Source organism: Nostoc sp., assembly GCF_036917575.1.
Lineage (GTDB): Bacteria > Cyanobacteriota > Cyanobacteriia > Cyanobacteriales > Nostocaceae > Nostoc.
The window spans coordinates 82,690-107,656 of sequence record NZ_JBALDC010000006.1 but is presented as its reverse complement, the minus strand read 5'-3'; the positions used below and the strand labels follow the sequence as shown (position 1 = coordinate 107,656).

General features: G+C 40.8%; 19 protein-coding genes. 12 read left to right on the top strand and 7 right to left on the bottom strand.

Going from position 1 to position 24,967, the window contains the following annotated elements; genetic code table 11:
* Positions 1-21: 21 nt before the first annotated feature.
* The 5 genes from V7K79_RS01475 to V7K79_RS01455 all read left to right on the top strand — a co-directional run bounded on the left by V7K79_RS01475 (position 22) and on the right by V7K79_RS01455 (position 4,269).
* Positions 22-834 carry an inositol monophosphatase family protein gene (locus V7K79_RS01475; RefSeq protein ID WP_335044026.1) on the top strand — a complete coding sequence of 271 codons (813 nt, stop codon included), beginning with the start codon at positions 22-24 and terminating at the stop codon, positions 832-834.
* 73 nt (positions 835-907) lie between these two features.
* The gene (locus V7K79_RS01470) at positions 908-1,861 is read left to right on the top strand and encodes a J domain-containing protein (RefSeq protein ID WP_335044025.1); all 954 of its coding nucleotides are present in this window, start codon (positions 908-910) and stop codon (positions 1,859-1,861) included.
* The gene (locus V7K79_RS01465) at positions 1,861-3,075 is read left to right on the top strand and encodes an ATP phosphoribosyltransferase regulatory subunit (protein ID WP_335044023.1); all 1,215 of its coding nucleotides are present in this window, start codon (positions 1,861-1,863) and stop codon (positions 3,073-3,075) included. Before V7K79_RS01470 ends, V7K79_RS01465 begins: the two co-directional genes overlap by 1 nt.
* Positions 3,076-3,238: 163 nt before the next feature.
* Positions 3,239-3,463: an indolepyruvate ferredoxin oxidoreductase subunit alpha gene (locus V7K79_RS01460; RefSeq protein WP_104907250.1), complete on the top strand. Its 225-nt coding sequence runs from the start codon at positions 3,239-3,241 to the stop codon at positions 3,461-3,463.
* Positions 3,464-3,540: 77 nt separating this feature from the next.
* Positions 3,541-4,269: an ABC transporter ATP-binding protein gene (locus V7K79_RS01455; RefSeq protein WP_335044021.1), complete on the top strand. Its 729-nt coding sequence runs from the start codon at positions 3,541-3,543 to the stop codon at positions 4,267-4,269.
* A gap of 793 nt (positions 4,270-5,062) precedes the next feature.
* Here the strand turns inward: V7K79_RS01455 and V7K79_RS01450 are convergent.
* Positions 5,063-6,595, bottom strand: coding sequence for a SagB/ThcOx family dehydrogenase (locus tag V7K79_RS01450; RefSeq protein ID WP_335044136.1), 1,533 nt, complete (start codon positions 6,593-6,595; stop codon positions 5,063-5,065).
* Between the two features lie 251 nt (positions 6,596-6,846).
* Between V7K79_RS01450 and V7K79_RS01445 the strand changes: the two genes are divergently transcribed.
* From V7K79_RS01445 to V7K79_RS01435, 3 genes are all read left to right on the top strand, one after another.
* Positions 6,847-7,695, top strand: coding sequence for an alpha/beta fold hydrolase (locus tag V7K79_RS01445; RefSeq protein WP_335044020.1), 849 nt, complete (start codon positions 6,847-6,849; stop codon positions 7,693-7,695).
* Between the two features lie 259 nt (positions 7,696-7,954).
* Positions 7,955-9,775, top strand: a complete 1,821-nt coding sequence (locus V7K79_RS01440) for a serine/threonine-protein kinase (protein WP_335044017.1) — start codon at positions 7,955-7,957, stop codon at positions 9,773-9,775.
* Between the two features lie 167 nt (positions 9,776-9,942).
* Complete coding sequence (locus tag V7K79_RS01435; protein WP_335044016.1) at positions 9,943-10,257, top strand: YkvA family protein; 315 nt, start codon at positions 9,943-9,945, stop codon at positions 10,255-10,257.
* 98 nt (positions 10,258-10,355) lie between these two features.
* Here the strand turns inward: V7K79_RS01435 and V7K79_RS01430 are convergent, their stop codons facing one another.
* The gene (locus V7K79_RS01430; protein WP_335044014.1) at positions 10,356-10,733 is read right to left on the bottom strand and encodes a GxxExxY protein; all 378 of its coding nucleotides are present in this window, start codon (positions 10,731-10,733) and stop codon (positions 10,356-10,358) included.
* A 41-nt stretch (positions 10,734-10,774) separates the two neighbouring features.
* Positions 10,775-13,981: a glycoside hydrolase family 15 protein gene (locus tag V7K79_RS01425; protein WP_335044012.1), complete on the bottom strand. Its 3,207-nt coding sequence runs from the start codon at positions 13,979-13,981 to the stop codon at positions 10,775-10,777.
* A gap of 1,151 nt (positions 13,982-15,132) precedes the next feature.
* Between V7K79_RS01425 and V7K79_RS01420 the strand changes: the two genes are divergently transcribed.
* The 4 genes from V7K79_RS01420 (at position 15,133) to V7K79_RS01405 (ending at position 21,026) form a co-directional block, all read left to right on the top strand.
* The gene (locus V7K79_RS01420) at positions 15,133-16,254 is read left to right on the top strand and encodes a glycosyltransferase (protein WP_335044011.1); all 1,122 of its coding nucleotides are present in this window, start codon (positions 15,133-15,135) and stop codon (positions 16,252-16,254) included.
* Between the two features lie 430 nt (positions 16,255-16,684).
* On the top strand, positions 16,685-18,037 hold the full coding sequence (gene mgtE / locus V7K79_RS01415) for a magnesium transporter (RefSeq protein ID WP_335044009.1): 1,353 nt from the start codon (positions 16,685-16,687) through the stop codon (positions 18,035-18,037).
* Positions 18,038-18,191: 154 nt separating this feature from the next.
* Entirely contained in the window at positions 18,192-19,226 is a 1,035-nt protein-coding gene (locus V7K79_RS01410; protein WP_335044007.1) for an aspartate carbamoyltransferase catalytic subunit, read from the top strand.
* Positions 19,227-19,871: 645 nt separating this feature from the next.
* Positions 19,872-21,026 carry a pyridoxal-phosphate-dependent aminotransferase family protein gene (locus V7K79_RS01405; RefSeq protein ID WP_335044006.1) on the top strand — a complete coding sequence of 385 codons (1,155 nt, stop codon included), beginning with the start codon at positions 19,872-19,874 and terminating at the stop codon, positions 21,024-21,026.
* Positions 21,027-21,366: 340 nt separating this feature from the next.
* Here V7K79_RS01405 and V7K79_RS01400 read toward each other — a convergent pair whose 3' ends face one another.
* The 4 genes from V7K79_RS01400 to V7K79_RS01385 all read right to left on the bottom strand — a co-directional run bounded on the left by V7K79_RS01400 (position 21,367) and on the right by V7K79_RS01385 (position 24,712).
* Positions 21,367-21,594, bottom strand: a complete 228-nt coding sequence (locus V7K79_RS01400; RefSeq protein ID WP_335044004.1) for a DUF2949 domain-containing protein — start codon at positions 21,592-21,594, stop codon at positions 21,367-21,369.
* 510 nt (positions 21,595-22,104) lie between these two features.
* Positions 22,105-22,611, bottom strand: coding sequence for a DUF192 domain-containing protein (locus V7K79_RS01395; protein ID WP_335044002.1), 507 nt, complete (start codon positions 22,609-22,611; stop codon positions 22,105-22,107).
* Between the two features lie 152 nt (positions 22,612-22,763).
* Positions 22,764-23,450, bottom strand: a complete 687-nt coding sequence (nblR, locus tag V7K79_RS01390; RefSeq protein WP_292858355.1) for a response regulator transcription factor NblR — start codon at positions 23,448-23,450, stop codon at positions 22,764-22,766.
* A gap of 344 nt (positions 23,451-23,794) precedes the next feature.
* On the bottom strand, positions 23,795-24,712 hold the full coding sequence (locus tag V7K79_RS01385) for an NAD(+) kinase (protein WP_335043999.1): 918 nt from the start codon (positions 24,710-24,712) through the stop codon (positions 23,795-23,797).
* Positions 24,713-24,967 lie beyond the last annotated feature (255 nt).

The following is a 24,967-nucleotide window of genomic DNA, read 5'->3' as shown; positions in this document are numbered from 1 at the left end:
ATGACAAATGACAAATGACAAATGACAAATCTACAAATTTTTCTCGATATTGCTACAGAAGCGGCCTTGAATGCTGGTGCTATTTTGCAAGGTTACTTGGGTAAGTTAGAAGACGCAATTATTGAAAAAGGACGCCCTGGTGATTTAGTCACTGCTGCTGATAAAGCCTCAGAGGAGTTGATTTTAGAAATTTTGCGCCGCCACTTTCCCCAGCACTCGATCCTCGCTGAAGAATCAGGGAAATTAGGTAATCAACAGAATGAGTACCTCTGGGCAATAGATCCTCTCGATGGCACAACTAACTACGCTCATCAATACCCATTTTTTGCCGTTTCCATCGGGCTGTTAATTAATGGCGTTCCCCAAGTTGGTGTAATTTATGACCCATTCCATAATGAGCTATTCCGTGCTGCTGCTGGCTTAGGAGCAACGCGTAACCGTCAGCCCATCAAGGTTTCGGCAACATCTCAATTGAGTAAAAGCTTACTAGTAACAGGGTTTGCCTATGATCGCCGCGAAACCTCTGATAACAACTATGCAGAATTTAGTCACTTTACCCATCTTAGCCAAGGAGTTAGACGTAGCGGTTCGGCATCGCTAGATTTGGCTTATGTTGCCTGTGGACGTGTCGATGGTTACTGGGAACGGGGACTTTCTCCTTGGGATATTGCTGCTGGGATAATTTTGGTAAAAGAAGCCGGAGGCAAAGTCACCGCCTACGATGGCACTACTGTCAAAATTGAGTCAGGTAGAATTCTTGCCACAAATAGTTATATTCACGACTCTATGAGTAACGAACTTTTACAGGTTCCACCACTGTCAGCTTGGGTATAGCAGATGGGGCTTTCCCCCAGACTTTGGGTAAACTAAAAGCAATCTAACTGCTCCCTTGGTGCAAAAACTCTATATGTCTTTCAAAATAGATCGTGGACTATTTAAATATGATTTCATAGATCATCACGCAGTGTTGTGCGTTCCAGTTGATGCCGATGTCAAAGAGATTCGCAAACGCTATCTCCAAGTCGCCCGTCGTTTGCACCCAGACAGTAGTCTTAGTGAAACTATTGCTGAAAAACATCTTGGTAATGAATTGTTATCAAAGTTGGTTAACCCAGCTTACGAAAAACTCTCTGGCGATCGCACTCGCACTGAATATATTATAATTTTGTCGCAAATTGGCAAGCGTCTGATACAAGAGTCTGCTTCGGTAACTCTAAACACCGACTTGGCTAAAAAGTTAGTTGAGGCGGCTAATATCGATCATTTCTATAAAACTGCGATCGCGAAACTAGCCCAAACCCAATATGATTCTTTAGAACAAGCGCTGCAAGTCACTGCCCAAGCTAGTGAGTTGAATTTAGTGTATTTAATGCGGAGTGCAGGTAAAGTATCCGTAGCGCCGCCACCACCTGCTCAATCCAAAGCCCAATCAGGTACACCTCAGGCAAATACACCAAAAAATACAGCACCAGCAACAGCGCCACCAAAAGAAGACTTGATTGTAGAACAGTATATTCGTCGCGCTCAATCTTTGATTGACAAAAATCAATTTGCCCAAGCCAAAGTAGAGTTGCAAGATGCCCTGAAGCTAGAACCGAAAAATAGTCGCTGTCATAGCTTAATTGCAATGGTGTATTTGAAGCAAAATCAGCTAAAAATGGCTAAAATCCACTTTGACAACGCTTTAAAATTAGACCCCAGTGACGAAACGGCTCTGCAATGGAAACCTAAAATAGATAAGGCTTTAGGACAACAACCTAGCGATCAGAAGGTGACTTCATCCTTCAATAATGGAGATAAGCAACCAGAGAAATCTGGTAGTGGTTTGTTCGGTGGTTTGTTTGGTGGGAAGAAAAAATAATGGTGTATCAACCAGCAGCGGGAGCCAGGGATTTATTACCCTTGGATGTGGAGAAAAAACGCTGGATTGAAGATCGGTTACAGCAGGTGTTTGATCGTTGGGGATATCACAGGATAATCACCTCGACTTTAGAGCGCATGGATACCCTAATGGCAGGGGAAGCAATCCAGCGTCAGATGGTGATTCAACTACAACAAAATGGCGAAGATGATGAATTAGGACTACGTCCAGAATTAACAGCATCTATTGCTCGTACTGTTGTGACTCGGATGGCTGGTGTCACTTATCCACAACGGTTGTATTATAACGCCAATGTGTTTCGCCGCACTTGGGAAAGTAGGCACAACCGCCAGCAAGAGTTTTATCAAGCTGGCGTGGAGTTGTTAGGTGCTGGCGGATTGCTGGCGAATGCCGAAGTACTGCTATTGGTAGCAGATTGTTTGGCAGCATTGAGTTTGCAGGGATGGCATTTAATTTTAGGTGAGGCGGGAATTACCCGATCGCTCCTGAGTGCTTTTCCTGATAATCTCCAAAATCAAGTTCGCAGTGCGATCGCTCATCTTGACCGCATCACCATAGATAATTTACCCCTAAGTGACAAACTGCGCGATCGCGCCCAAATCATCCTGGATTTACGCGGGTCTAGTGCAGATGTATTACAAAAAGTCAGTAGTTTGGATCTAGATGAAGAACAGCGAGAGGCAGTGAATAACCTCAAATCCCTAGTAGAATTACTAGAATCAGAGAAAGAAATTCCGTTAATCCTCGACCTCAGCCTGATCCAAACTATAGATTACTACACTGGTATCGTCTTTGAAGTTGTCAGTGATACCGAATCCCAAGCCAGAGTTTTAGGGCGTGGTGGTCGCTATGACCAGCTTTTGGGGCTATATCATCCTCAAGGTGAAAACATTCCTGGAATAGGTTTTGGACTAAGTATTGAAGATTTATACCAAGTTCTGTTGTCTACTCAGCAATTACCACAAGAAACTCCAGCCAGTGAGTGGTTGGTAGCACCAGAGACAGCTAACGCTAACGCCGCCGCCTTTGTCTACGCGCAAAAACTCAGAAATTCTACTGATTTGGTGCGGGTAGAAATTGATTTGGGCGGAAGGGATGCAGAGGCGATTCGCCAATATGCAAGCGATCGCGGCATAGCCCAAATTGCCTGGATCAAAGCTGATGGCTCACCAAAAATAGAACCATTGCGTTAGTCATTCGCCAAACAAGGCATTAGGCGTTGGGCATGGAGAACAGACAAGGTGGACAAGGAAAAGACTTGTTCAATAATTCCCCCTTGTCCCCTTGTCTTCCCTGCCCCTCTGCTCCCCTGCTAGTCTAGAAATAAGCCGATACAGAAAAGAGGGAATCGAGAACATGCCGCACACAATTGTTACAGAAGTCTGTGAAGGCGTTGCAGACTGCGTAGATGCCTGTCCAGTAGCTTGTATTCATGATGGCCCAGGCAAAAATGCTAAGGGAACTGATTGGTACTGGATTGATTTTGCCACTTGCATCGACTGTGGCATCTGTCTCCAAGTTTGCCCAGTAGAAGGGGCGATTCTTCCAGAAGAACGACCGGAGTTGCAAAAAACCCCGTAATAGTCCATAGTCAACAGTCAATAGTTAATAGTTATGCTTGACTTGACTATTGACTAATGACCAATGACAAGTGACCAATGACAAATGATTATTTATTAGAAGTTCAAAATGTTCACGCTGGATACATCAAAGATGTAGATATCCTGCAAGGTGTGAATTTTCGGGTTGCACCAGGGGAATTGGTGACAGTGATTGGCCCCAATGGTGCGGGTAAATCTACTTTGGCAAAAGCAATTTTTGGGCTTTTGCTCCCCCACACAGGCACAATTACCTTTAAAGGTGAAAATATCGTGGGGCTAAAGTCCAATCAAATTGTCCAACGAGGAATGTGCTATGTACCGCAAATCGCCAATGTTTTCCCTTCTTTGAGTGTTGAAGAAAATTTGGAGATGGGTGCTTTTGTGCTTAACATTCCTTTGAAACCAATTAAAGATAAAATATTTACTATGTTTCCCAGATTAAGCGATCGCCGTCGTCAACGCGCTGGTACTCTTTCTGGAGGAGAACGCCAGATGCTAGCGATGGGCAAAGCTTTGATGTTGGAACCTGGTTTGCTGATTTTAGATGAACCATCTGCTGCTTTGTCGCCGATTTTGGTGACACAAGTGTTCGAGCAGATTAAGCAAATTAATCAGGCAGGTACTGCGATCGTATTAGTAGAACAAAATGCTCGTAAAGCTTTAGAGATGGCTAATCGTGGATATGTATTAGAATCAGGACGTGATGCGATCTCCGGCCTTGGTGAAGAATTGTTGAATGACCCGAAAGTGGGTGAGCTATATCTGGGAGCAGGTAAGAGACATTAACCCTTTTTAATCACTCTTGCCCCATTCAACATAACACCAGCTTCATATTAGAGCTTCACCAGTCTATAGCGATGACTAGATTGGGCTGCGCCGACGCTATCCATAACTAATACAATAAGCTATAACACTACCTGCCACTGCCGCGACCGTCGTTTTCGATGCTCAAAGAATTCTCCCTAATAATCCGTTTCCAATCACATCTACAGCTAGTCGAGATGCAAAACAGGACATTCATTCAGGAAAAACTGACAAAACCTAAATTACCCGGATTTATCAAAATCCCTACTCGCAATTCACAATTCCGAATTACGTCATGGATGGGCATTTAGACCCCAACCAGAAATTAAATGTATGAGTATACAAAAATACGTTGGTTGAATTAAAAAATCTTGACGGATTATTCGCTGTTATAGCAGTTTTTATATGGGATTATATGGATCTAATTGAGTCAATTTTATGGAAGATTCCCACGAGTTAGTTGTCAAATTATTGACACTAAATCATAACAAGCGCAAGTACTATAACAAAGTGCTGTTAGCGGGGCGTTTAGCCCGTGCTGTTAGCGGATAGCTAAGGTTGAGCCACTGCTGAGTATAAATAAGCGTGAAATCAAGGCTTTTAGCAATCAACAGTATCCTAACATTAGTGGCTACGGCTATACCAACAAGGAGAAAGGGCGATAAGGCTTATTTTCTCTCCATCCTAGCCCTTTTTGTAACCCCGTAAGCTTGCACAGAGACGTAAAGGACACACAAAGAAATTCTCTGGATTCTTTGCGTCTCTGGAATTATTTTTATCTTGGGCGTCCCAATGTAGTAATATATAAAACAGCTTCATCAGCAGGAATACCCAAAACTTCATTTACTTGATCGTCAAAGAATCCACCGATACCACTGACCCCTACATTCAGGTGCATTGCAGCTAAATTCAAGCGTTGTCCCAAATGACCTGCATCCATGTGCAAGTAACGGTAAACGCGATCGCCATATTGGGCGATCGCAGCTTTCAAATCGGCTGTATGAAATAACACCGCTGCGGCATCTCGCCCTAATTCTTGTCCTAAACAGAGAAAATGTAACTCTCGCCGAAAGTTTTTAAACCGAATTTGGCGTAATTCTTGGGCTTTGGGCGCGTAATAATAACAACCCGCCTCCAGTCCTTTGACTCCGCAAACAGCAATGAATGTTTCAATTAAATTTAGGTCGAAGTAGTCTGGAGAAATATCTAAGTTTTGGTCGATGTAATTTTGCGGTTGGTAAGTGAAATCGAGTAAACTTTTCAATTCATCCAAGCTTAAGTCATCACCATTGTAAGCGCGGGTAGAGCGTCGCTTATACATAGTGCTTTCTAGTTCTGATAGTTTTTGTCCCCAGTTTATCGGTACGGTAGTGGTGGGAATTTTTAAACAGAAAGGAAAATTGTATTTATCCTCTAAAGATTTTTCTTGTTTAATAGTTGGTAGATTAAGATTACCCGTTACACTTGATTGGATTTGGGTGTATCGATGGAAATATGTTAGTAGCTCGCCATCGGGGATTTGAGGATAACTGGTTTCGGTGGCAGAAGGTAAAGCAGTACATCCCAATGGTAAATTTTGATTAACATCTAACAAGTCTGCCAAAGGTAAGACAGCGATCGCACCTTCTTGTTGCGGATCGACATAAAGCAAATCGTTGACTGATTCATCCACAAAACCGCCGATTAAATGGGGGCGATAATCAGTAACCGCACCAGCTAACTCGATATTACCCAACAGATGTCCTGTATCCAGAAAAATCCGACGGTAAGCCCGATCTTCATAGCGCCACGCAGAACGATAAAATACCGCAGTCACAATAATTGCTAATTGGGTATTTTCTAAAGAAGGATGCCAGAAACAAGCCGCTTGCAGAGTTTGCCAAACATCACTTTCCCAATAATGCATGAGAGAATGAGTTCGACACTGGTAGTTATATAGACCAGGCGGCAATAACGACGTACCACGGGAAACCACATACACCTCAGCAGGGTATAGTCCGCCTGCACTGGGAGCAGCGCGTAAATACACTGCACTACCCATAGAAGGCATTTTCGCCGTCAATCCATAACTACGAAACAATAGCCGTGAAAGTCTTTGCCACCATTGAGCATCTGGGTTATTCGCATAAACCTCTGTTTTTTCTTGGATATAGGGTTTGAGATCAAAAGTAGAGCCAATTTTGTACTCTTTAAAAGGCACTGGCTGTTTAGTCCAGTCTAACCGCTGATTTTTGGAAGCGAGAGTCTCAGGGTTGTATTTAGTCCGTTCGTGATAATGCTGGGCAATCGATTGGTGTAATTCTGGCATAGTAGTTTTAATATCCTTGGGGCATCCTTTTCTTGATCTTGGCATTCATTAGCCTCATTGTTTCGTATCAATTGGTACAATCCTCAGAGTCATAAAGTGGTAAAGGATAACAATTGAATTGGCCAAACAGGGCATAAGAGGCAGAGGGGAAAAACTTACTGCAATTTCTCTCCTGCTCCCTTGCTCCTCTGCTCCCTATCTTCTTTCGCTGTACCATATAAACGCAAACTATCTAAGCTTGGATGTGCAAGATGCCTGTACGTCAAACTTTATCAAAGCCTGATATCCAACTTTCTTATTTAGAATGGAATCAAGGTCAAGAACCTTTACTGCTGTTACATGGCTTAGGCGATCATGCTCTGGTATGGTCTAGTTTGGGAGATTACTTGGCGGCGGATTACCACATAGTTGCGCCAGATATGCGCGGACATGGCCAAAGTAGTAAACCAGAGATAGATTATAGCTTTGAGAGTGCGATCGCAGACCTTGAAGCACTCATGGATAGTCTTGGATGGACTTTTGCCCACATTGTAAGTCACTCTTGGACAGGTAAATTAGCCGCCATCTGGGCAAGACAAAACCCAAAGCGTTTACGAAGTATAATTCTTGTCGATCCAATTTTTATCTGGAAAATGCCCAGTCTTTTCAGGGTAACTTTCCCAATGTTATATCGCTTTTTACCTTTTCTTAAAAGCATGGGGCCCTTTGCCAGTCAAGAAGAAGCCGAACAACAAGCACGGCAATTAAAGCAATATCAAGGATGGACTTCTTTACAGCAGCAAGTCTTTCAAGCAGGAATAGAACAAAAACCCGATGAGAGTTGGGGCAGCAAATTTACCATAGCCGCCCGTGACGGAATTTTTGAGGCAGTCATGCAAGTGCCTGGTTTTACAATTCCCCTTGACACCCCTGCCTTATTCGTCCAACCACAACAAGGACTGAACCGCCAAAATTGGCAAATTCAACCTTACAAAACTTATCTTCAAAACTTATGTGTCTGCCAAGTTCCTGGTAATCATTGGCCATTTTTGACACAACCAGAGACATTTAACCAAACTGTAGCAGCTTTCTTGGCAAAACACAGATCAAAAATATCATGATTATTGGACGGGATTAGTCATACAACAACAGAAGAATTAATAGGAGCGATGTCTAGGGGGATTGGCCAAACAGGGCATTGGGAAGAGACTTGGGGACTCTTGAGAATTGGGGATAAGGGGAAGGGAAAGACTTGTTGCAAGTTCTAACTTCAATCACCTTGTCCCCTTGTCCCCCCTGCTCCTCTGCTCCCCAGCTCCTCCAGTTACTGAGCGTAATCGAAGTATGCTCCCCTGCTCCCCCATTCCCCACTCCCCTGTCATGAGCCTTTGTATCAACCCTGTTTGCCCTAAACCAAATCACCCGAATAATCAGCAAAACCGCTTTTGTCAAAGTTGTGGTTCCCATCTAGAATTGCTAGGACGTTATCGGGTGACGTGCCTATTGAGTGACAAAACAGGTTTTAGTAAAGTTTATGAGGCATACGAGCAAGATACCCCCAAAATTCTCAAAATACTCAAAGAAGATTTATCAGGCGACGCCAAAGCAGTAGAACTATTTCAGCAAGAAATAACGGTGTTGGGACAATTTAAGCATCCTGGAATTCCCAAAGAAGATAGTTACTTTCAGTATCAAACCCGAAATGGTTTAGTGCTACATTGCATTGCAATGGAAAAAATCGATGGCTACAACTTAGAACAATGGCTACAGCAGCAAAATAGCCCCATATCCCAAGAACAAGCCATAGACTGGTTAAGACAATTGACAGAAATTTTGGATGTAGTTCATAGCAAACAGTACTTACATCGAGATATTAAGCCATCTAATATCATGATTAGATCCCCCCTTGAGAAAGATTGGGGGAATCTAGTACTAATTGATTTTGGCACCGCCAGTGAAATTGATAAAACCTACCAAGACCAACTAAGCAATGGCGACAAGATGCCAGCACTTATGTCATCTGGTTATAGCGCCCCAGAACAAATGAATGGTCAAGCAGTACCGCAGTCAGATTTCTTTGCTTTGGGACGCACTTTTGTATTTTTGTTGACAGGATATCATCCTTTGGAGATGTATGATGTCCAGCAAAATTTGTTGCACTGGCAAAATCATGCTACTCATATTTCACCCTTACTATTGAATTTAATTGATTGGCTAACAGCGTCAAATATAGAAAAACGTCCTACCAGTACTCAAGAAATTTTACATTCATTAGAAGAAATCAAAATCCAATTAACAGACACTACTCCGACAAATAGTGATATACAAAAAGATTCTACTCTTGAACATTTATCTAAAAATATTAATAGTAACTCATTGCCTCAAAATAAGCAGTTAAAAAAAGTACCAACAAATAGTGATATACAAAAAGATTCTACTCTTGAACATTTATCTAAAAATATTAATAATAACTCATTACCTCAAAATAAGCAGTTAGAAAAAGTACCGCTTTTGGCATTTTTTGCTATTTTATTAGTATTATTAGGATTGCTTAGTATATTGGCTTTAGCAACGCAAGCATCAAGTTTTTTGGAAACATCTTATTACAGACAATATCCAGTAAAAAAAGGTAATATCGATTATTTTCCTTATCAAGAAGGTAGGGATAGCCAGGGAAGGATAGCTGAGTTTAATATAGCGATTTTATCACTAAAATATAAATGGCTGTCAGCTAGCAACTTTCAAATTAAATATAATGATGAAATTATTAGTGTTGACCTTTTGAAGTTGAACTTAGAACAAGAAGGGATAGAGAAGATAATGGAAGCTCCCGATGAGATTATCTCTGTTGGCACAGCTTCTTGTAAAGGTGATAGATCGATTCAAGAACGTGTAGCTTTAGAACGTTCTAAACAAATACAACTTTTGGTTAAAAATTTGTTTATTAATTCGCCAAGTGTCAAAAGTTATCGCTTATTGAATTTGGGTCAATTCCAACGGAATAATTGTCAGCCAAATCAAGATTTAACGACATATCAGACAAGTGTGATAATTATTGGTGTTAAAAGAGAATCATCAGGTGTTATTCTTGACGAGGCGCTACGGAATAGGTTAGAAAAGAAGCCTTTTGCTGATTTTAAATTAGAAGATTATTCTTTGGGATCTGCACAAAAGTTCAAGACTATACCGAGTAATTTATAAAATCTCTAGCAAAGTACAATCAGTATATTGCTTTTTTATGACTTTTTCAGCAAGCCCTAACTAGCAACTTGGGTTAGTAGCATCTTCCCAACTAACTAGGACGGTTATTCGCACCGTGAGTTTTGAGCATAATTTGTCAAAATAAAAGATAACTGGAGGTTCAAAATATGAAATTTTCAATCCAATCACTTTACACCTGGTATCGCAGTGTACTTCGTAACCCCAAATACCGTTGGTGGGTAATTTTGGGAACGTTAGTCTATTTGGTCAGCCCATTTGATGTTCTCCCAGATTTTATACCCGTTGTGGGACAGATTGATGATGTTTTCCTCTTGACTCTGTTAGTTGGTGAGGTGTCTGGGCTAGTGATTGAAGGCTGGAAAGCTCGTAAGGGTGAGGTGGGTACTGAAGTACCTAATACTCCAGAGGGTTCTACTTCCACTGCAAGCACTATTGATGTTGATGCTGTTTCAGTTAAGTAGTTTTAATAAAACCCCTGCTTTTAGAATCTGAGGTGGGGGATATTTTTTTTCAACGCAAAGGGGCGCAAAGGGAAGCGCAGAGATTCGCAGAGGAGGAGTTAGAGGTTGTTGGCTACGCGTTTAATGCCTTCTTTGAGGTGGAGGACGTTAAAGTTGAGGAGAAGACCTAATTTGCAGTTTGCTAGTTTGAGATAGGTTAGGAGTTGAACAAAATGAATTGGGTGGAAGGATTCTACAGATTTAATCTCTACAATTACTTGGTTTTCGACAATCAAATCTAATCGATAAACACATTCCAATTGCACATCTTGATAAACTAAGGGCAATGGGATTTGCTTACCAACATTTAATCCAGCTTTCTTCAACTCATAATCCAAACACTCCTCATAAGCCGATTCCAACAAACCAGGCCCCAAAGCAGTATGCACCCTCATCGCACAACCAATAATCACCCCACTCAACTCATTCTCTCTCATCCTCTGCGCTCCTCTGCGTTTCCCTCTGCGCCCCTTTGCGTTTAAAAATCTTTCACAAACTCTGTTAAGAAACGGAAAGCCTTCAAAATATAACTAGCGCAATCTCTGGGAGAGGTGTTGTAGAACGATCGCCACGCACTCGCCTTATCCTCATCATAGTGATCGCTACTTTGATTATGATTCTCTAACCATGCCAATCGCACTGCATGGCCAATTAATACATCCAACACAATATATTCTTCGATTTGCAGTTTGGGATTATTAGCTGCGATCGCTCCCAATTCGCTCAATGCTTCAATATTAACTTGGCGATATTCTGGAGCTTCGATTTTATTCAGCAAATGCTCAACTAACAAAGCAAAATTTCTCTCCCCTGCTGTCATTTCCGACAGCATTATCTCACTATCTAAACGATTGCGGCGCTCTAATTTATCGCCAATTACTAAACCCTTGCAATGTTGCATTAATAGCCAAACTTGCTTAAAAAACTCTTTTGGTACGCGCCCCGTCGCACCCTCGGCTTGGCGAAACCGCCGCCAACCACCCGACGGAACTTCTATTTCTTCGGCGATTCTTGGTAAAACCACCCAAGCAATATCACTTTCTTTTTGCTTGACGTGCAGTGATTCTTGCTGGCGTAACAAGTTACTCATGCCATTATATCCAGTTAATACCTGACGCAAGCGCACTTTCACTTCAAAGGGAGAAAGTTGCATTAAGCGATCATAAGCTTCATCTTGAGTAACATGCAATTCCCGCGCTAGTTCGCTGGTTATCAATAAGATGAGATAGCCGACTCTCAGCGTTAGTAGTCCTTGGAATAGTTTGGGTTCTGAGCGAATTAAAATGCCAAGATAGATTAAAATCTCTTGAGTGAGGACGCGATCGCGTATATCCTCACGACAAAAATGATTAATTTTATCAGCAATTTCGTCGTGAGACATGGGTACGGTAATCAAGGACGCTTCACTGTAAGCTTTACCCACAGCAATTTGCTTACCTCGCACCAAAATACTCGTTACTGCATCTGATAAACTGATATCAACCATTTGCCGTAACCCCGCAGCCCGACGTACAACTGCCCAAATGCCTAAATCTCCGGCTTTGGTGTAAACTTCATCTAGTAAATTGGTTACGGTGACAGGATATCCTGGGCCACCATACCCAGTATCAAATTTCATTCCCTGCAAGCGAGTTAAAGTTTGCAATAACTCAATTTGCTCGTAGATATTCTCTGATGAACGCAAATAAGAAAGTAATAATCCCAAGTTAGTTTCATACTCCATTTGAAATTCTTGGGTATGTCCTAAGCGCCAATTTTTATCAGGATAATGAGCTAGATAATAGCAATGTGGGCTGGCATTTTTGACTGGCGATCGCGAGAATTCTGCATTTGGCAAAAAATCAATTCTTTGGATTCCGGCTGTTAGCATTAGCTGATTTAGCCGCCCTAATTTCACCCGCACACCGTTACAAACACCATCTTTCAGTTCTTGCATCAATTCCAGTAATGCTTCCGAACCTGCTTCTAACATAGTGTGCGTTAACATTAAAGTTAAGGTAGGACGACCTAAATCGCTCCAATATTTTTGAATATAAGCTAGTTCGCTTCTAATTTGATCCAGCAAAAAATGGTAATCAAGGGTTAAGTAAAACTGTTGAGAGTCTGAGAATGAAGGCAAAAATACAATTGTTTCACCGCTAATCCGAAAGATTCTAGATGTTGTTAAACTCCGCAAACGCCGCACTGGCCGCCCAGTTAAACCAAGTTTATTGTTACGTCCAATTTGGGTATAAATAGTAGAAAATTCTCCCGCTTTTCTCACTTGAATCGGTTCTACTTGGGCGGGTGTTTGCGCTTCAATTCCGTGAACTTCTAGTTTTGTTTGTAAATCTTCATCTTCTGCTAATAAGGCAATTTGTACCAATGCCTCGCGCTGTTTGCCCACACACAAATGTCTTCCCAAAGGGTCGATATCACCAACTGCTATTAAACCTTCACTCAACATTTCACTGATAAAATATAAACTCTGCGCCCATACTAAGGGAATATTTTCATTAGGCAAACGTGGTTGCGTTTGAGGTGCTAACTTTTCTGCCTCGATATTTTCTGCGCTAACATAATAAAGTTCTGGCAATAAACGCAAACCATCTTGTTCTATGAGTAATGATTCTAAAAGATTTTGGTATTTTTTAACTTGTTCTTGTTCGCCGCGAAATAATCCATCTAGAACTAAATAAGTGAAAAATAACGGCCATTCGCATTCAATATGCTCAAATTGCTTGAGTTCCCACGGTTCGTAGTGCAAGCGCTGATGATCTTCTAAAACGGTTTGGTGTCCATCACGTAGAAAACGTTTGCAGCCGTATTTACCAGCAAGTTTATTGATAATATCGTTTAAAGTGCGCTCGCGTAACTCTAAATCTTCTACCGCAAAGGCAGGATAACTAATAATACTTAACAGCGCTGCGTCAATTTCTTTGGAACCAGATTCTCTCGGTAATAGAGATTCTAAAGTAATCCGGGCACGGGCGATTTCATCTGGTAGCACATGAATTACCGATGCTTGACTACCATGTACACCAAACAAATCCAGTCCATTGATAGCTTCTAAAGCAGCTTTTGCCATGCCTACAGAACTGGCGTTTAACTCAGCACTACCACGATTAATTTTATTACCACGTTCCCAAATGCCGTAATCTGGTGTGCGGTAAGCTCGTCCAATATAGTAAACTAAATTTTGGACGAAATTCACTTCATCAATCGTATAAATTATTTGCAATCCTGCTGCCGTCATTTGCGCCAATATCAGTAAAAATATAGATGTGGCATCAAGTTGCAAATGTCCCCATTCATTATCACCAACAACAATGTCACCAGTCGCGGTATTATATTTGGCGTGCAGTCCATCTAGTAGCGACTGAGTATGTTTAAATGTCTCTACTTTATGAGCCTGTCGCATCATTGCAAACAATAATCCGCGCATCAGTTTGATAACGCTATGTTCTAGTTCATAGGTGCGTCCTTCATCGTCGTCAATCTTGCGGTACGCAAGTCCTAAACCCCAAACTGCCAAAATGCTGTAAACGTTGTCTCGCACCCAGGCATCTGTATAATCGCCGTGGGCTGTAATCGCTGTGCTTGCAGGTAACAAACCCGTAATTGGATTTTGACGAGTCAGTATGATCGTTTTAATTTGCTGGTAGTAATACTCCAGGCGAGATAACAATTTGGTAGATGTTTTCATAGTTTGGTTTAGAACAATTTGCAAAATTTGACCCTATGACTGTCTAATGAATTACCTAAACCAAGCCAGAATAAGTTCTGTAATGGTTGATGGGACAACAGCTAAGGGCGTGTGAATTTATTATCTCCTGTTAATAGATAATCTAAATATATTCCCAAGTTCAAGTTAACGGCAAAATTGAGCTAGTACCATTGGGACTATTGTCTATCTGAAATATAAGTGCTGATTATAACTTTATTTAAAATTGATACTATTTTTAGCTTTTTTCGAGTACCTTGTCGAGGAACTCTCAACAGTGGTTTTGGCAATCCTCTATTGATTCGGTGAACTAAATCATATCGTGTCCGGCTAAAAACTTAGCATTAGGATCGCTAAGTGAGGGATTTTTGGGCTTTCTACATAGATTCGGGAATTATACCTAATTAGCCGGACATAATATCAGTAGCGGGATGATGTCAAAAAATTAAGAGTGCCTAACTCCGAGATTATGCTTATACTGGTATAAACTAAACACTTTTTTGCATAAATATTTATTAAATAAATATAATTTTAATGTAGATATGTTTTAAAATTGATATGTTTGTGTTAGACATCCAGTAAATAATTGCAGTAAACAAAGGGAGGCTATCCTCAACCCAATCAAGTTTTATAAAAATAGGGCTTATGCACTGTACAAATAAATCATTTTGTGCCTCACATAAATACATTGGTTTAGCCTTTTACAAACCATATTTTGTTAGTTGTGTAGGCTAGCAAAAATCTAGCTATAAGCCTTGAAAAGTATAATTGCTATTTTGACTTTTTTGTTAATGCGTAAGTCATAAAAAATTAATCGGTCTGTTTACGTAATAAATATATTAGTTTGCTTTATTACACTCTAAAATATTTTCTCAATAATAGTTTCAACTATTTATATTTTATATAAAAATATAAATAGTTGAAACCCTAATTTAGAATAATATTGGCTTTAAAAAACTAAAGTTATTACTCTTCCTGCTGTTCTGAATAAATAAAATAATTAGTATTTTACGCAACATAGCAGCAGATAGAACCAAAGGCGTAAATGTATAAAAAACTTAATTTTTTTGAGCCAATAAATATCTTGTTCATTTTTTGCGAAGAGAAACATTAATCTTAAAAGGAGTAATACAATGAAAACAGTTGGGATGTATCGTCGAGCGTATCCGAGAGTATCAGAAACTTTTATTGGAGAGCAAGCGCATAATTTACAAACATACAAACCATTATTTCTTACTTGCAAACTATTAGAAGAAATTCCTTTTAACAGTATTGCTGTTAGTAATAATGATCAATTGAAAATTAAGCAATTATTTCATATAATTACTGCTTCACCAAATATGTTTGGAAAAGAAGCTGAACTAAAAAATCTAAAATTAATTCACGGACATTTTGGACCAGATGGTATTTACGCAATGCGATTGGCAGAAAAATTAAATATTCCTTTCATCGTTACATTTTACGGGTTTGATATTACAGTTTCACGTTTATCTATGTGGCTATCAGCTAATCCGGCATTTTATCAATTTCTTTTGCATGAAGAAGAATTAAAACAAAAAGCATCTAAATTTATTGCTTTTTCTAGTTTTTTGTATAAAAAGATGATTGAATATGGTTATCCTGAAGATAAAATTATTAAACTAAATAGTGGTATAGATTTAGAAAAGTTTGCCCCAGCGAATGAATCAAAAGATGAAAGATATATTTTATGTGTAGGCAGACATACTGAAAAAAAAGGAATTGATACTTTATTAAAAGCCTTTTCTCAGATTGCTGATAAGCATCCAGATGTGTCAATTATCCAAATTGGAAATGGCACAATGACTGAAAAATTCAAAACTTTAGCAAATGAGCTAGGTATTAGTAATAGAGTAAATTTTATGGGTGCAAAACCTTATGAAGTAATTCAAAAAACCATGAGAAATGCAGAAATATTTTCTCTACCCAGTCAAACAGCAAAGAACGGTGATAGCGAAGGTTTACCGCTTTCAATATTGGAAGCCGCCGCTTCTGGTTTACCAATAGCTTCTACCTGGCATAGCGCTATCCCTGATGCTATTTTAGATGGAGAAACTGGCTTTTTAGTTGATGAAAAAGACGATCGCTCTCTGGCGGAAAAATTAGATATTCTTTTGTCTGACCGGGCTTTAGCTAAAAGTATGGGTAAAAAAGGACGAGAGTTTATTTGCGAAAATTTTGATATTCGCAAGCAAACTGCCAAGCTAGAAGCTATTTATGATTCAGTAATTAGTTAACGGCACTCAAATAAGAATATCTCAATTTAGATTACTGAACCTTAGGCATTTGTTAATACACAAAGGTTTTCTTATCCTTAGCTTGGAGATAACTCTGCTTTTTTTAGCCATCCGTATTGATTATTTATTGGTGATCGCCAGTTCTCACAGATTATATAAGTAGCAAAATTTACTACGCTCGCAGATTCCCCAAAATCCTGGTAGTAAGCTAAAAAAGTACATAAAGCTACTAAAAATCTAAAAATTTCTCAGTATCTACCGGAGAGTGCTATTCCAGGTTAGGATGATGACTAGCAATGCTTTGATTTAGCTATGGATATTGAATTGTTGAAATTTTATGGACCATAGTCCACAAGATGGCAGTATCAACCTCCTCTGAGCTGTGGTGAGGAAGTCTCCCAGCGCGGGGGAGACTTAGGAGATATATATTATGCTCACAGAAGATATTCGTGATTTGTTGAGTGATACTACCGATTTAAACCAGTTGAAATGGGATTTAAATCGCTTGCAACCTGTGGATGTGGGAGAATACATTACACAATTGCCTGAACAACAACGGGCGATCGCATTCCGTTTACTCAACAAAGGTCAGGCAATTGATGTATTTGAATATCTGCCGACAGAGATACAGGAAGAATTAATTAATTCTCTGCATGATGTCCAGGTAGTGCACCTTGTAGAAGAGATGAGTCCCGACGAACGAGCAGAATTGTTTGATGAACTACCTGCTGGGGTAATCAAACGGTTATTGCAAGAACTGAGTCCAGAACAAAGGCAAGCAACAGCAACGATTCTCGGCTATCCAGAAGGAACTGCTGGACGGGTGATGACAACCGAATATGTCCGGTTACGGCAAGGATTGACTGTAGGCGAAGCCTTGAGCAAAATCCGCCGTCAGGATGAAGACAAGGAGTCGATTTACTATGCATACGTTACAGATGACAACCGGACGCTAGTGAGAGTAGTTTCACTACGCCAGTTGCTGTTTACCTTTCCCGATGTTTTTATTAAAGATATTTCTAGCGATCGCGTCATTAAGGTGAAAACTGAAACCCCTCAAGAAGAAGTAGCGCGAATCATGCAGCGTTACGACTTAATCGCGATCCCCGTAGTCGATCGGGAAGACCGATTGGTGGGCATTGTCACCATTGATGATGTCATGGATATTTTGGAAGAGGAAGCTACAGAAGATATCCAAAAACTGGCGGGTGTGAGTGGTGATGAAGCAGCTTTATCCTCTCCTCTGTTAACCATCCGTAACCGCTTACCTTGGCTGTTGGGCATCATGGCTCTGTATATTGGTGCAGCCAGTGCGATCGCCCCTTTTCAATCTGTAATTGCCGCAGTGCCAGTTTTAGCAGTAATCATGCCGATTTTTTCTAACACAGGTGGTACTGTTGGGATTCAATCATTAACGGTGACAATTCGCGGCTTGGGAGTGGGAGAGGTAACACCCAAAGATACCTTAAAAATTCTTCGCAAGGAACTTCTAGCTGGTTTAGGTACAGCTCTAGCTTTATCCACAACCATGATTTTACTTTCTTTAATTTGGGCACAACCCCAAGAACGATGGGTGGCTTTAATTGCCGGAATGGTAATGGCAACTAATACAATTGTGGCTGTTACACTCGGTACTTTACTGCCAATGGGTTTGACACGCCTCAAGCTTGACCCTGCTTTGGTTAGTGGCCCATTAGTGACTACAATGCTAGATACAATTGGGTTTTTAACGTTCCTCAGCCTAATTTCTTTAGCTTTAAACGTTTTCCATTTACCAACATGAAGGAAATGGGCATTGGGTACAGGGTATTGGGGAGCCACTGCGGTCTTCTCCCAAGGGGAGACGCCAAGGGCGATGGGGTCTCCCTAAGTGGAGCAAGTGGCGTCATTGGGTTACTTCCCTTGTCTCCTTGTCCCCTTGTCCCTCCACAAATTTTATGCCTACTACTACCTGGAATCATCGTCACGTTCTTTCCCTAGCTGACTTTACTGCCGCTGAATACGATACAGTTTTGCAAACTGCTGCCTCTTTTCAAGAGGTGCTATCACGGCGGACGAAGAAAGTACCAACCTTGCAGGGACAAGTGGTAGCGAATTTATTTTTTGAATCGTCTACCCGCACTCGCAGCAGTTTTGAACTCGCAGCCAAACGCTTAAGTGCGGATACGTTGAACTTCGCCGCCGCCACATCTTCTATGACTAAGGGAGAAACAATTCTCGATACGGCGAAAACCTACTTAGCTATGGGAACTGATATTATGGTAGTCCGCCATCGAGAAGCAGGAGTACCGAATGCGATCGCCGCTGAAATGGATCGCCTTGGTGTACGAGTTAGCGTCCTCAATGCTGGTGATGGTCAACACGAGCATCCTTCCCAAGCACTGCTAGATTTATTTACCATAACTACTCTAATTAACCCAGATCGTCCCCGACTGGAACTTTTAAAGGGGAAAAAGATTGCCATTGTTGGGGATATTCTCCATTCTCGCGTGGCGCGCTCAAATATTTGGAGTTTAATTGCCAGTGGTGCCGAAGTGCATCTGGCAGCTCCACCAACCCTTTTACCTAAATTCTTTGCTGAGTTTATCTCGGAGGAAGTAGAAGATAAGAATCAGGAGTTAAAAGTCAAAAGTTATTCTTCTAATCCCCAACTTTTTTTACATTGGCAATTAGAACCAGCTTTGCAAAATGCTGATTTTGTCATGACTTTACGCCTACAAAAGGAACGGATGACGGCTTATTTATTGCCAAGTTTGCGAGAATATCATCAGCTATTTGGTATTACACACACAAAACTGCAACTTTGTAAACCTAACGTCAAAGTTTTGCATCCAGGTCCAGTCAATCGTGGTGTTGAAATTAGTTCTGAATTGATGGATGACCCAGAATTTAGTCTCATTCAATCACAAGTTACCAGCGGTGTTGCTGTTCGGATGGCACTTTTATACCTATTAGGTAGCGGGAAGGCTTAATATCGGTAATTGCTCAACTAGGGCTAAAAAGAGAACTGTTATTAGAGAGAACTTTCTGAATAATCTGAGTTCGGGATAAGCTGAAACCATAATTATATCGTTAGCTGAAACTTCTATAAAACTTTTCAGACATCCTCTTAAATAAATCTTGATACTCTGCACAACATTCATCTACAATCTGCGCTTCGCTATCGCAACTGTTGGGTGGGCGTCTCTAGCCAAATGTTTCAGGATTTGTAATTCTACATCCATTGCCCTGTTTACTTGAAGAGAGTTTTTTCTTTTAATCCTTTTATTAAGAATACTCAGAAAGTGACACAAGAGGTCTATGCCTCATCTAGATAGATGTTTCATCTTTTGCTAAAATAGCCATTTGCCTATGAGCAGACACCTTAACCTGGCGTCTAGGTGTGTGGTAAGATTGCCTAGAACAAAGGTTTTATCTGAGTTTGAGTCTGGTATAAATTGCAAAGATCAAGCTGACCGATTATTAACTCCCACGATACTTTTCCTATGAATTTGGAAAATATACAACAATGCTGGTGACAATCTGAGTGGAATTTGTGAATTAATATCTAGGATTTGCTATCAGACTTAACCAACTTCCCACAATTTTGATTTTTATTTGACTTTTAGGATAGACACATGAACGATAAGCTGATGCTGATGATTCCAGGCCCTACACCGGTGCCAGAAGCTGCCTTACTGGCATTAGCCAAGCATCCAATTGGGCACCGTACTAATGAATTTAGCAACATCTTGGCAGAGGTAACAGAAAACCTCAAGTGGCTGCACCAAACTCAAAGTGATGTGCTGATGCTGAATGTCAGTGGTACGGGTGCTGTCGAAGCGGGAATAATTAATTTTCTCTCTCCAGGCGATCGCATTTTAGTTGGCTCTAATGGTAAATTTGGCGAACGCTGGGTAGAGGTTGGTCAGGCCTACGGTTTGAATGTAGAAGAAGTTAAAGTGGAATGGGGAAAACCCCTAGACCCTGCTGTATTTGCCGAAAAACTTCAAGCAGATACCCAAAAGCAAATCAAAGCCGTAATCATTACCCACAGCGAAACCTCGACGGGTGTGTTGAATGACTTAGAAACCATCAACCGCCACGTTAAAGAACACGGTGAAGCTTTAATTATCGTTGATGCCGTCACTAGCTTGGGTGCGTTTAATCTACCCGTGGATGCTTGGGGTTTAGATATTGTCGCCTCCGGTTCCCAAAAAGGTTATATGATTCCGCCAGGATTGGGTTTTGTCTCTGTTAGTCCCAAAGCTTGGGAAGCTTACAAAACTGCGAAGCTACCGAAATACTATTTGGATTTAGGCAAATATCGCAAAGCCACAGCCAAAAATACAACTCCATTTACTCCGCCTGTGAACTTGATCGTAGCATTACACACTACGTTGCGAATCATGAAAGAGGAAGGCTTGGAATCAATATTTGCTCGACATGAACGGCTCAAAAATGCTACCCGCGCCTCCATTAAAGGATTAAATTTACCCTTACTTGCAGCAGATAATTCTGCTAGTCCGGCGATTACGGCTGTAGCACCACAGGGAATTGAACCGGATAAGATTCGGTCATTGATGAAAAAACGCTTTGATATTGCTTTAGCCGGCGGTCAAGATCATTTGAGTAATAAAATTTTCCGTATTGGTCATTTGGGTTTTGTAAGCGATCGCGATATCCTTAGCTGCATAGCATCCTTAGAAGTTACCCTAAGAGAACTTGGCTACGAAGACTTTACCCCTGGATCTGGTATAGCAGCAGCAGTTAAAGTGTTTAATCAGTCCTGAGTACTAAATCAAAAGAGCGAGTTGATAATTTAACTCGCTCTTTTAATTTGTATATAGAGTAGAAACCGTCAGAGTCAAGAGAGCTATACATCAACCTTTGTATAAGGTAGAGTTAATGTAACATACCTCAATTCTCCTAAATAACACCAGGTTGCCCTAGATAGTATTATTTGCTTTGAAGAAAGTCGAAGTGTATCTTTGACACCAAACAAGACTAACTTTGGCAACTTAGTATCATCCAAAATTGGCATCAATAGTATTATTTGAGATTCTGCAAATATGCATTTGGTAGAAACTTTTAAGCCAAAGTCTAAAATCTACAATCCAAAAATTGTACAACCTACGCCTTCTCCAGCCAATCATAAATTTGTTCTAATTGCTCTAGAGTAACTAATCCATATTGCCAAAGAATCATTGCCAAAGGACCTGGGTCTTGCTCCCGATGTCGAAGTGCCACCGCTAATGATGCTGTGGAAATTGCCAAATCTTCTTGCAAAAAATGAATCATTCGAGAATATTTTGATGGTGACATTTGTATCTCACCTCCTTGTGTAGAATGTATTGTCATATATCAGTTCACTATTATTCGGTAGACAGTAGCCAGTATTTTATTTGTCACTGTGCTGTTCTCAGCCATACACCCCAACACAGTTTTCGTTAATCTGCCTTCAAGAGAGGTTGACTATAAAGGATCTGAGAAATAAAAATTTTCATACAAATCATCTGCTAAATTTTTAAGCAGTATTTTTACCTAATTAAATTGGCTTCATCTTATTTACCTTTGTATTTTATTTAATTACACAGGTAGTGATAAAGATTCCATAGCCTATACTCTCTTATTGGCGACTATTAACACTTACGCCCAAGGGAATATTTTTGAGACCAAACCTGAAGACTGCGATTTCAGGTTTGATACAGTAGAATTTTACATTATCACCACAGTTTTTAAATAGTAGCGTTACAAGTGCTGTTTGACCATATAAAGTGACATTTTTTACAAAAAAAACATATACTTCGACCGTATAGGCTCTCAACCAAGTAATTACTTAAGTTTTTATCGGTGCAAAGCACCGGAGTTTCAAGGTTCAATTTTGATTGTATCGCCCACTTTCAACTTCAATTCGGTTGCTCTCCTAGAGCGAAGTTCAATCACCTTATCAATTGGTGTATTAGGGCCATAGGTAGGACAAGGCTCACTTGCACAAGGAGGTGCAGCAACCTGAATATATTTAACTACACCTTTATGTAGAAATACCATGTCCAGAGGTACAGGCACATTCTTCATCCAGAAACTGACTGGTTGTGCTGAAGGGAACCCAAACAGCATCCCTCGGTCATCTGGCAAAGCTGGTCGATACATCAACCCCATCGCTTGCTGTTGTGGCGTCTGCGCTACTTCTAATTGAATCGTTGTACCATTAGGCACAATGGCTTTCGCAGAAATTGGTAGTTTCTGACCTAAACTCTCTGGTGCTGGAGTTTTAGAATCAGAGGTGAGGCTAGGAGATTTAGCTGTTGTTGGCACAGAACAACCCATCAGAAAAATACTCAGCAATATCGAGAGCAAACTTAGCCGAAGAGTCATATAGCTTTTCGATTTTGTAATTTAGACTTCAATTTTACAGTGTTGTAGGCAGAAAAACCCTTGGCGTGAGAGGCAACAGCACCCAAAAAAAGCATTCCCAATCTGAAACTGGGAATAAAGCAAGGAGATAGGCAAACTCCCGCTACAGTCTACTAAGATTCTCTTAAAACGTAGCCTACGCCTCGCACTGTTTGAATGAGGCGCTTTTGACCTTCATCTTCGATTTTTAACCGCAAGTAACGGATGTACACTTCAATTACATTTGACTCACCCAGAAAGTCGTAACCCCAAACATTTTCTAGAATTTGCTCGCGAGTTAACACCTCACGGGGATGTTCCATTAAGAATTTTAATAGTTCAAATTCCTTCATTGTCAAGTCAATTGGTCGCCCGTTGTGTATGGCACGGCGAGTTGCTATGTCTAAAATTAGATCCCCAAAGCGTAATTGCTCCGTGGTATCCACATCAGGTTTTAAGTAGAGGCGAATCAACTTCAAAAAGTCTTCTGAGCGGTAAGGCTTGAGAATATAATCATCCGCTCCAGCTTCTAGACAAGCTACACGATCGTCAACTGTATCCCTTGCCATTAAAATCAATACAGGCGATCGCATACCAGTGCTTCTAAGATTTTTACACAATGAAAGTCCTGATTCTCCTGCTAGCATCCGGTCTAAAACAATTAAAGCAGGCTGGCGATCGCGACAGTGTTGTAAACCACTCGTCGTATCATGAGCCAAAATTGATTCATAGCCGGCTTCTTGCAAATCACAAGAAAGCTGATTTGCAAGGCTCTCATCGGTTTCAATCACCAAAACGCAGGGACTTTGAGCAACTGTCATAACAATTTTGGATATTGGATTTGGGATTGTAAAGATATTCCAAAGAAAATCTTTACATCAGTTATAAAGTGCAATTACGAGTTTTTAGTGATGGAGCAATCTAATTTGACACGCTGCTAAAAAATGTTTTAGCACGTTCAGGTGTCAGCCATCGAATTCTTGGATGCAATCTTAATAACTAACTCCAAATACCATCTCTATACCAGTAATTCTGGAAGTAAATTACTAAGTTGGGCATGGGGCATGGATAATAGGGCATGGGAACAGAGGAGCAGGGGAGAAGTTACAGTAAGTTTTTCCCTTTTGCTTTTTATGCCCAATCCCCAATCCCCAATCCCCAATCCCTACGGCAATTCTACTGAGGTTGGTTTAGCGATATGTGGCAAACCCCAACCTAATTTTTCTCGCAAAATTCGGAAAAACTCAGGCCGTTGTAGGCGAATAAATCTGGCACTATATTGCGATCGCTCCATATATACTCGATCTTCTGGTAGGATATAGCACCCTCCATTACCATCTACTACCATCACCAGCCGAGGAATATTGACTGGGTAGATATTGACAGATTCAGTATCTGGAAACACCAATGCTCTAGAAGCTAGGGAATGGGGACAAATTGGTATTAGCTGTAAAGCAGGTACACCTGGAGTTACCACTGGACCACCAGCACTTAATGAGTATGCTGTAGAACCAGTAGGTGTAGAAACAATTACACCATCTGCGGCAATATCTACTGGCGCATGATGCCCTATGGCAATTTCAAAATGGCACATAGAGGTCAAAGGTTCGCGGTGTAGCACCATTTCATTTAGGCATAGGGCTTCCCATAGCACTGAATCATCCCGAAACACTTTGACGGTGAGCATAGCTCGTTCTTCTATTTCATACTCACCTGCCATCACCTGTTCTAGTACTTGGGGCAATTGATTCAGGAAAGTTTCCGTTAAAAATCCCATGTGGCCGGTATTCACTGTTAGAAGTGGAATACCACAAGGGGCTACTTGACGAGATGCTGCTAGAACAGTGCCGTCTCCCCCTAATACCACTGCAAACTTCATATCTGAGTCAAAACCAGGGGGTGTCAGACCGTCAACGGGGGTGTGGCACACAGGACTATCCGGGTTAGGGTAGCCCAGTATGCCACCAATACTCGATGTGATACATACACTCCAACCGGCTGCGGTTAGCTTGTCTTTCAACTCGATAGCGACACGGCCCGCTATCGGTTTAACGTCATTGTAGATAATGCCTGCTTTCGGCACACTCAAATATCCAAGTTTAGGCGATGCTTTATATTATGTAATCGTTACACATTTTTGGTCATGTAGTCACTAATCTAGAGTCAAATATCCAGAGTCTAGAGTTTAATGACTAATGTACGCAGTGTGCAACTTAATTTTTTAAACCTTGATTCCATTGTGGGGTAGGCATCTTGCCATACCAGAAAGGACGGACAAGATGTCCATCCCACAAGAATAAAAAAAGTCACACATCGCGTTAATGTTTGTTTTGTAATT

Excerpts from the sequence above, each read along its gene's own strand:
- V7K79_RS01465 (WP_335044023.1), top strand. The coding sequence starts at position 1,861 with ATGGTGTATCAACCAGCAGCGGGAGCCAGGGATTTATTACCCTTGGAT.
- mgtE (WP_335044009.1), top strand. The coding sequence starts at position 16,685 with ATGCTCACAGAAGATATTCGTGATTTGTTGAGTGATACTACCGATTTA.
- V7K79_RS01440 (WP_335044017.1), top strand. The coding sequence starts at position 7,955 with ATGAGCCTTTGTATCAACCCTGTTTGCCCTAAACCAAATCACCCGAAT.
- V7K79_RS01405 (WP_335044006.1), top strand. The coding sequence starts at position 19,872 with ATGAACGATAAGCTGATGCTGATGATTCCAGGCCCTACACCGGTGCCA.
- V7K79_RS01460 (WP_104907250.1), top strand. The coding sequence starts at position 3,239 with ATGCCGCACACAATTGTTACAGAAGTCTGTGAAGGCGTTGCAGACTGC.
- V7K79_RS01450 (WP_335044136.1), bottom strand. The coding sequence starts at position 6,595 with ATGCCAGAATTACACCAATCGATTGCCCAGCATTATCACGAACGGACT.
- V7K79_RS01425 (WP_335044012.1), bottom strand. The coding sequence starts at position 13,981 with ATGAAAACATCTACCAAATTGTTATCTCGCCTGGAGTATTACTACCAG.
- V7K79_RS01430 (WP_335044014.1), bottom strand. The coding sequence starts at position 10,733 with ATGAGAGAGAATGAGTTGAGTGGGGTGATTATTGGTTGTGCGATGAGG.
- V7K79_RS01400 (WP_335044004.1), bottom strand. The coding sequence starts at position 21,594 with ATGACAATACATTCTACACAAGGAGGTGAGATACAAATGTCACCATCA.
- V7K79_RS01445 (WP_335044020.1), top strand. The coding sequence starts at position 6,847 with ATGCCTGTACGTCAAACTTTATCAAAGCCTGATATCCAACTTTCTTAT.
- V7K79_RS01455 (WP_335044021.1), top strand. The coding sequence starts at position 3,541 with ATGACAAATGATTATTTATTAGAAGTTCAAAATGTTCACGCTGGATAC.
- V7K79_RS01475 (WP_335044026.1), top strand. The coding sequence starts at position 22 with ATGACAAATCTACAAATTTTTCTCGATATTGCTACAGAAGCGGCCTTG.
- V7K79_RS01410 (WP_335044007.1), top strand. The coding sequence starts at position 18,192 with ATGCCTACTACTACCTGGAATCATCGTCACGTTCTTTCCCTAGCTGAC.
- V7K79_RS01395 (WP_335044002.1), bottom strand. The coding sequence starts at position 22,611 with ATGACTCTTCGGCTAAGTTTGCTCTCGATATTGCTGAGTATTTTTCTG.
- nblR (WP_292858355.1), bottom strand. The coding sequence starts at position 23,450 with ATGACAGTTGCTCAAAGTCCCTGCGTTTTGGTGATTGAAACCGATGAG.
- V7K79_RS01470 (WP_335044025.1), top strand. The coding sequence starts at position 908 with ATGTCTTTCAAAATAGATCGTGGACTATTTAAATATGATTTCATAGAT.
- V7K79_RS01435 (WP_335044016.1), top strand. The coding sequence starts at position 9,943 with ATGAAATTTTCAATCCAATCACTTTACACCTGGTATCGCAGTGTACTT.
- V7K79_RS01420 (WP_335044011.1), top strand. The coding sequence starts at position 15,133 with ATGAAAACAGTTGGGATGTATCGTCGAGCGTATCCGAGAGTATCAGAA.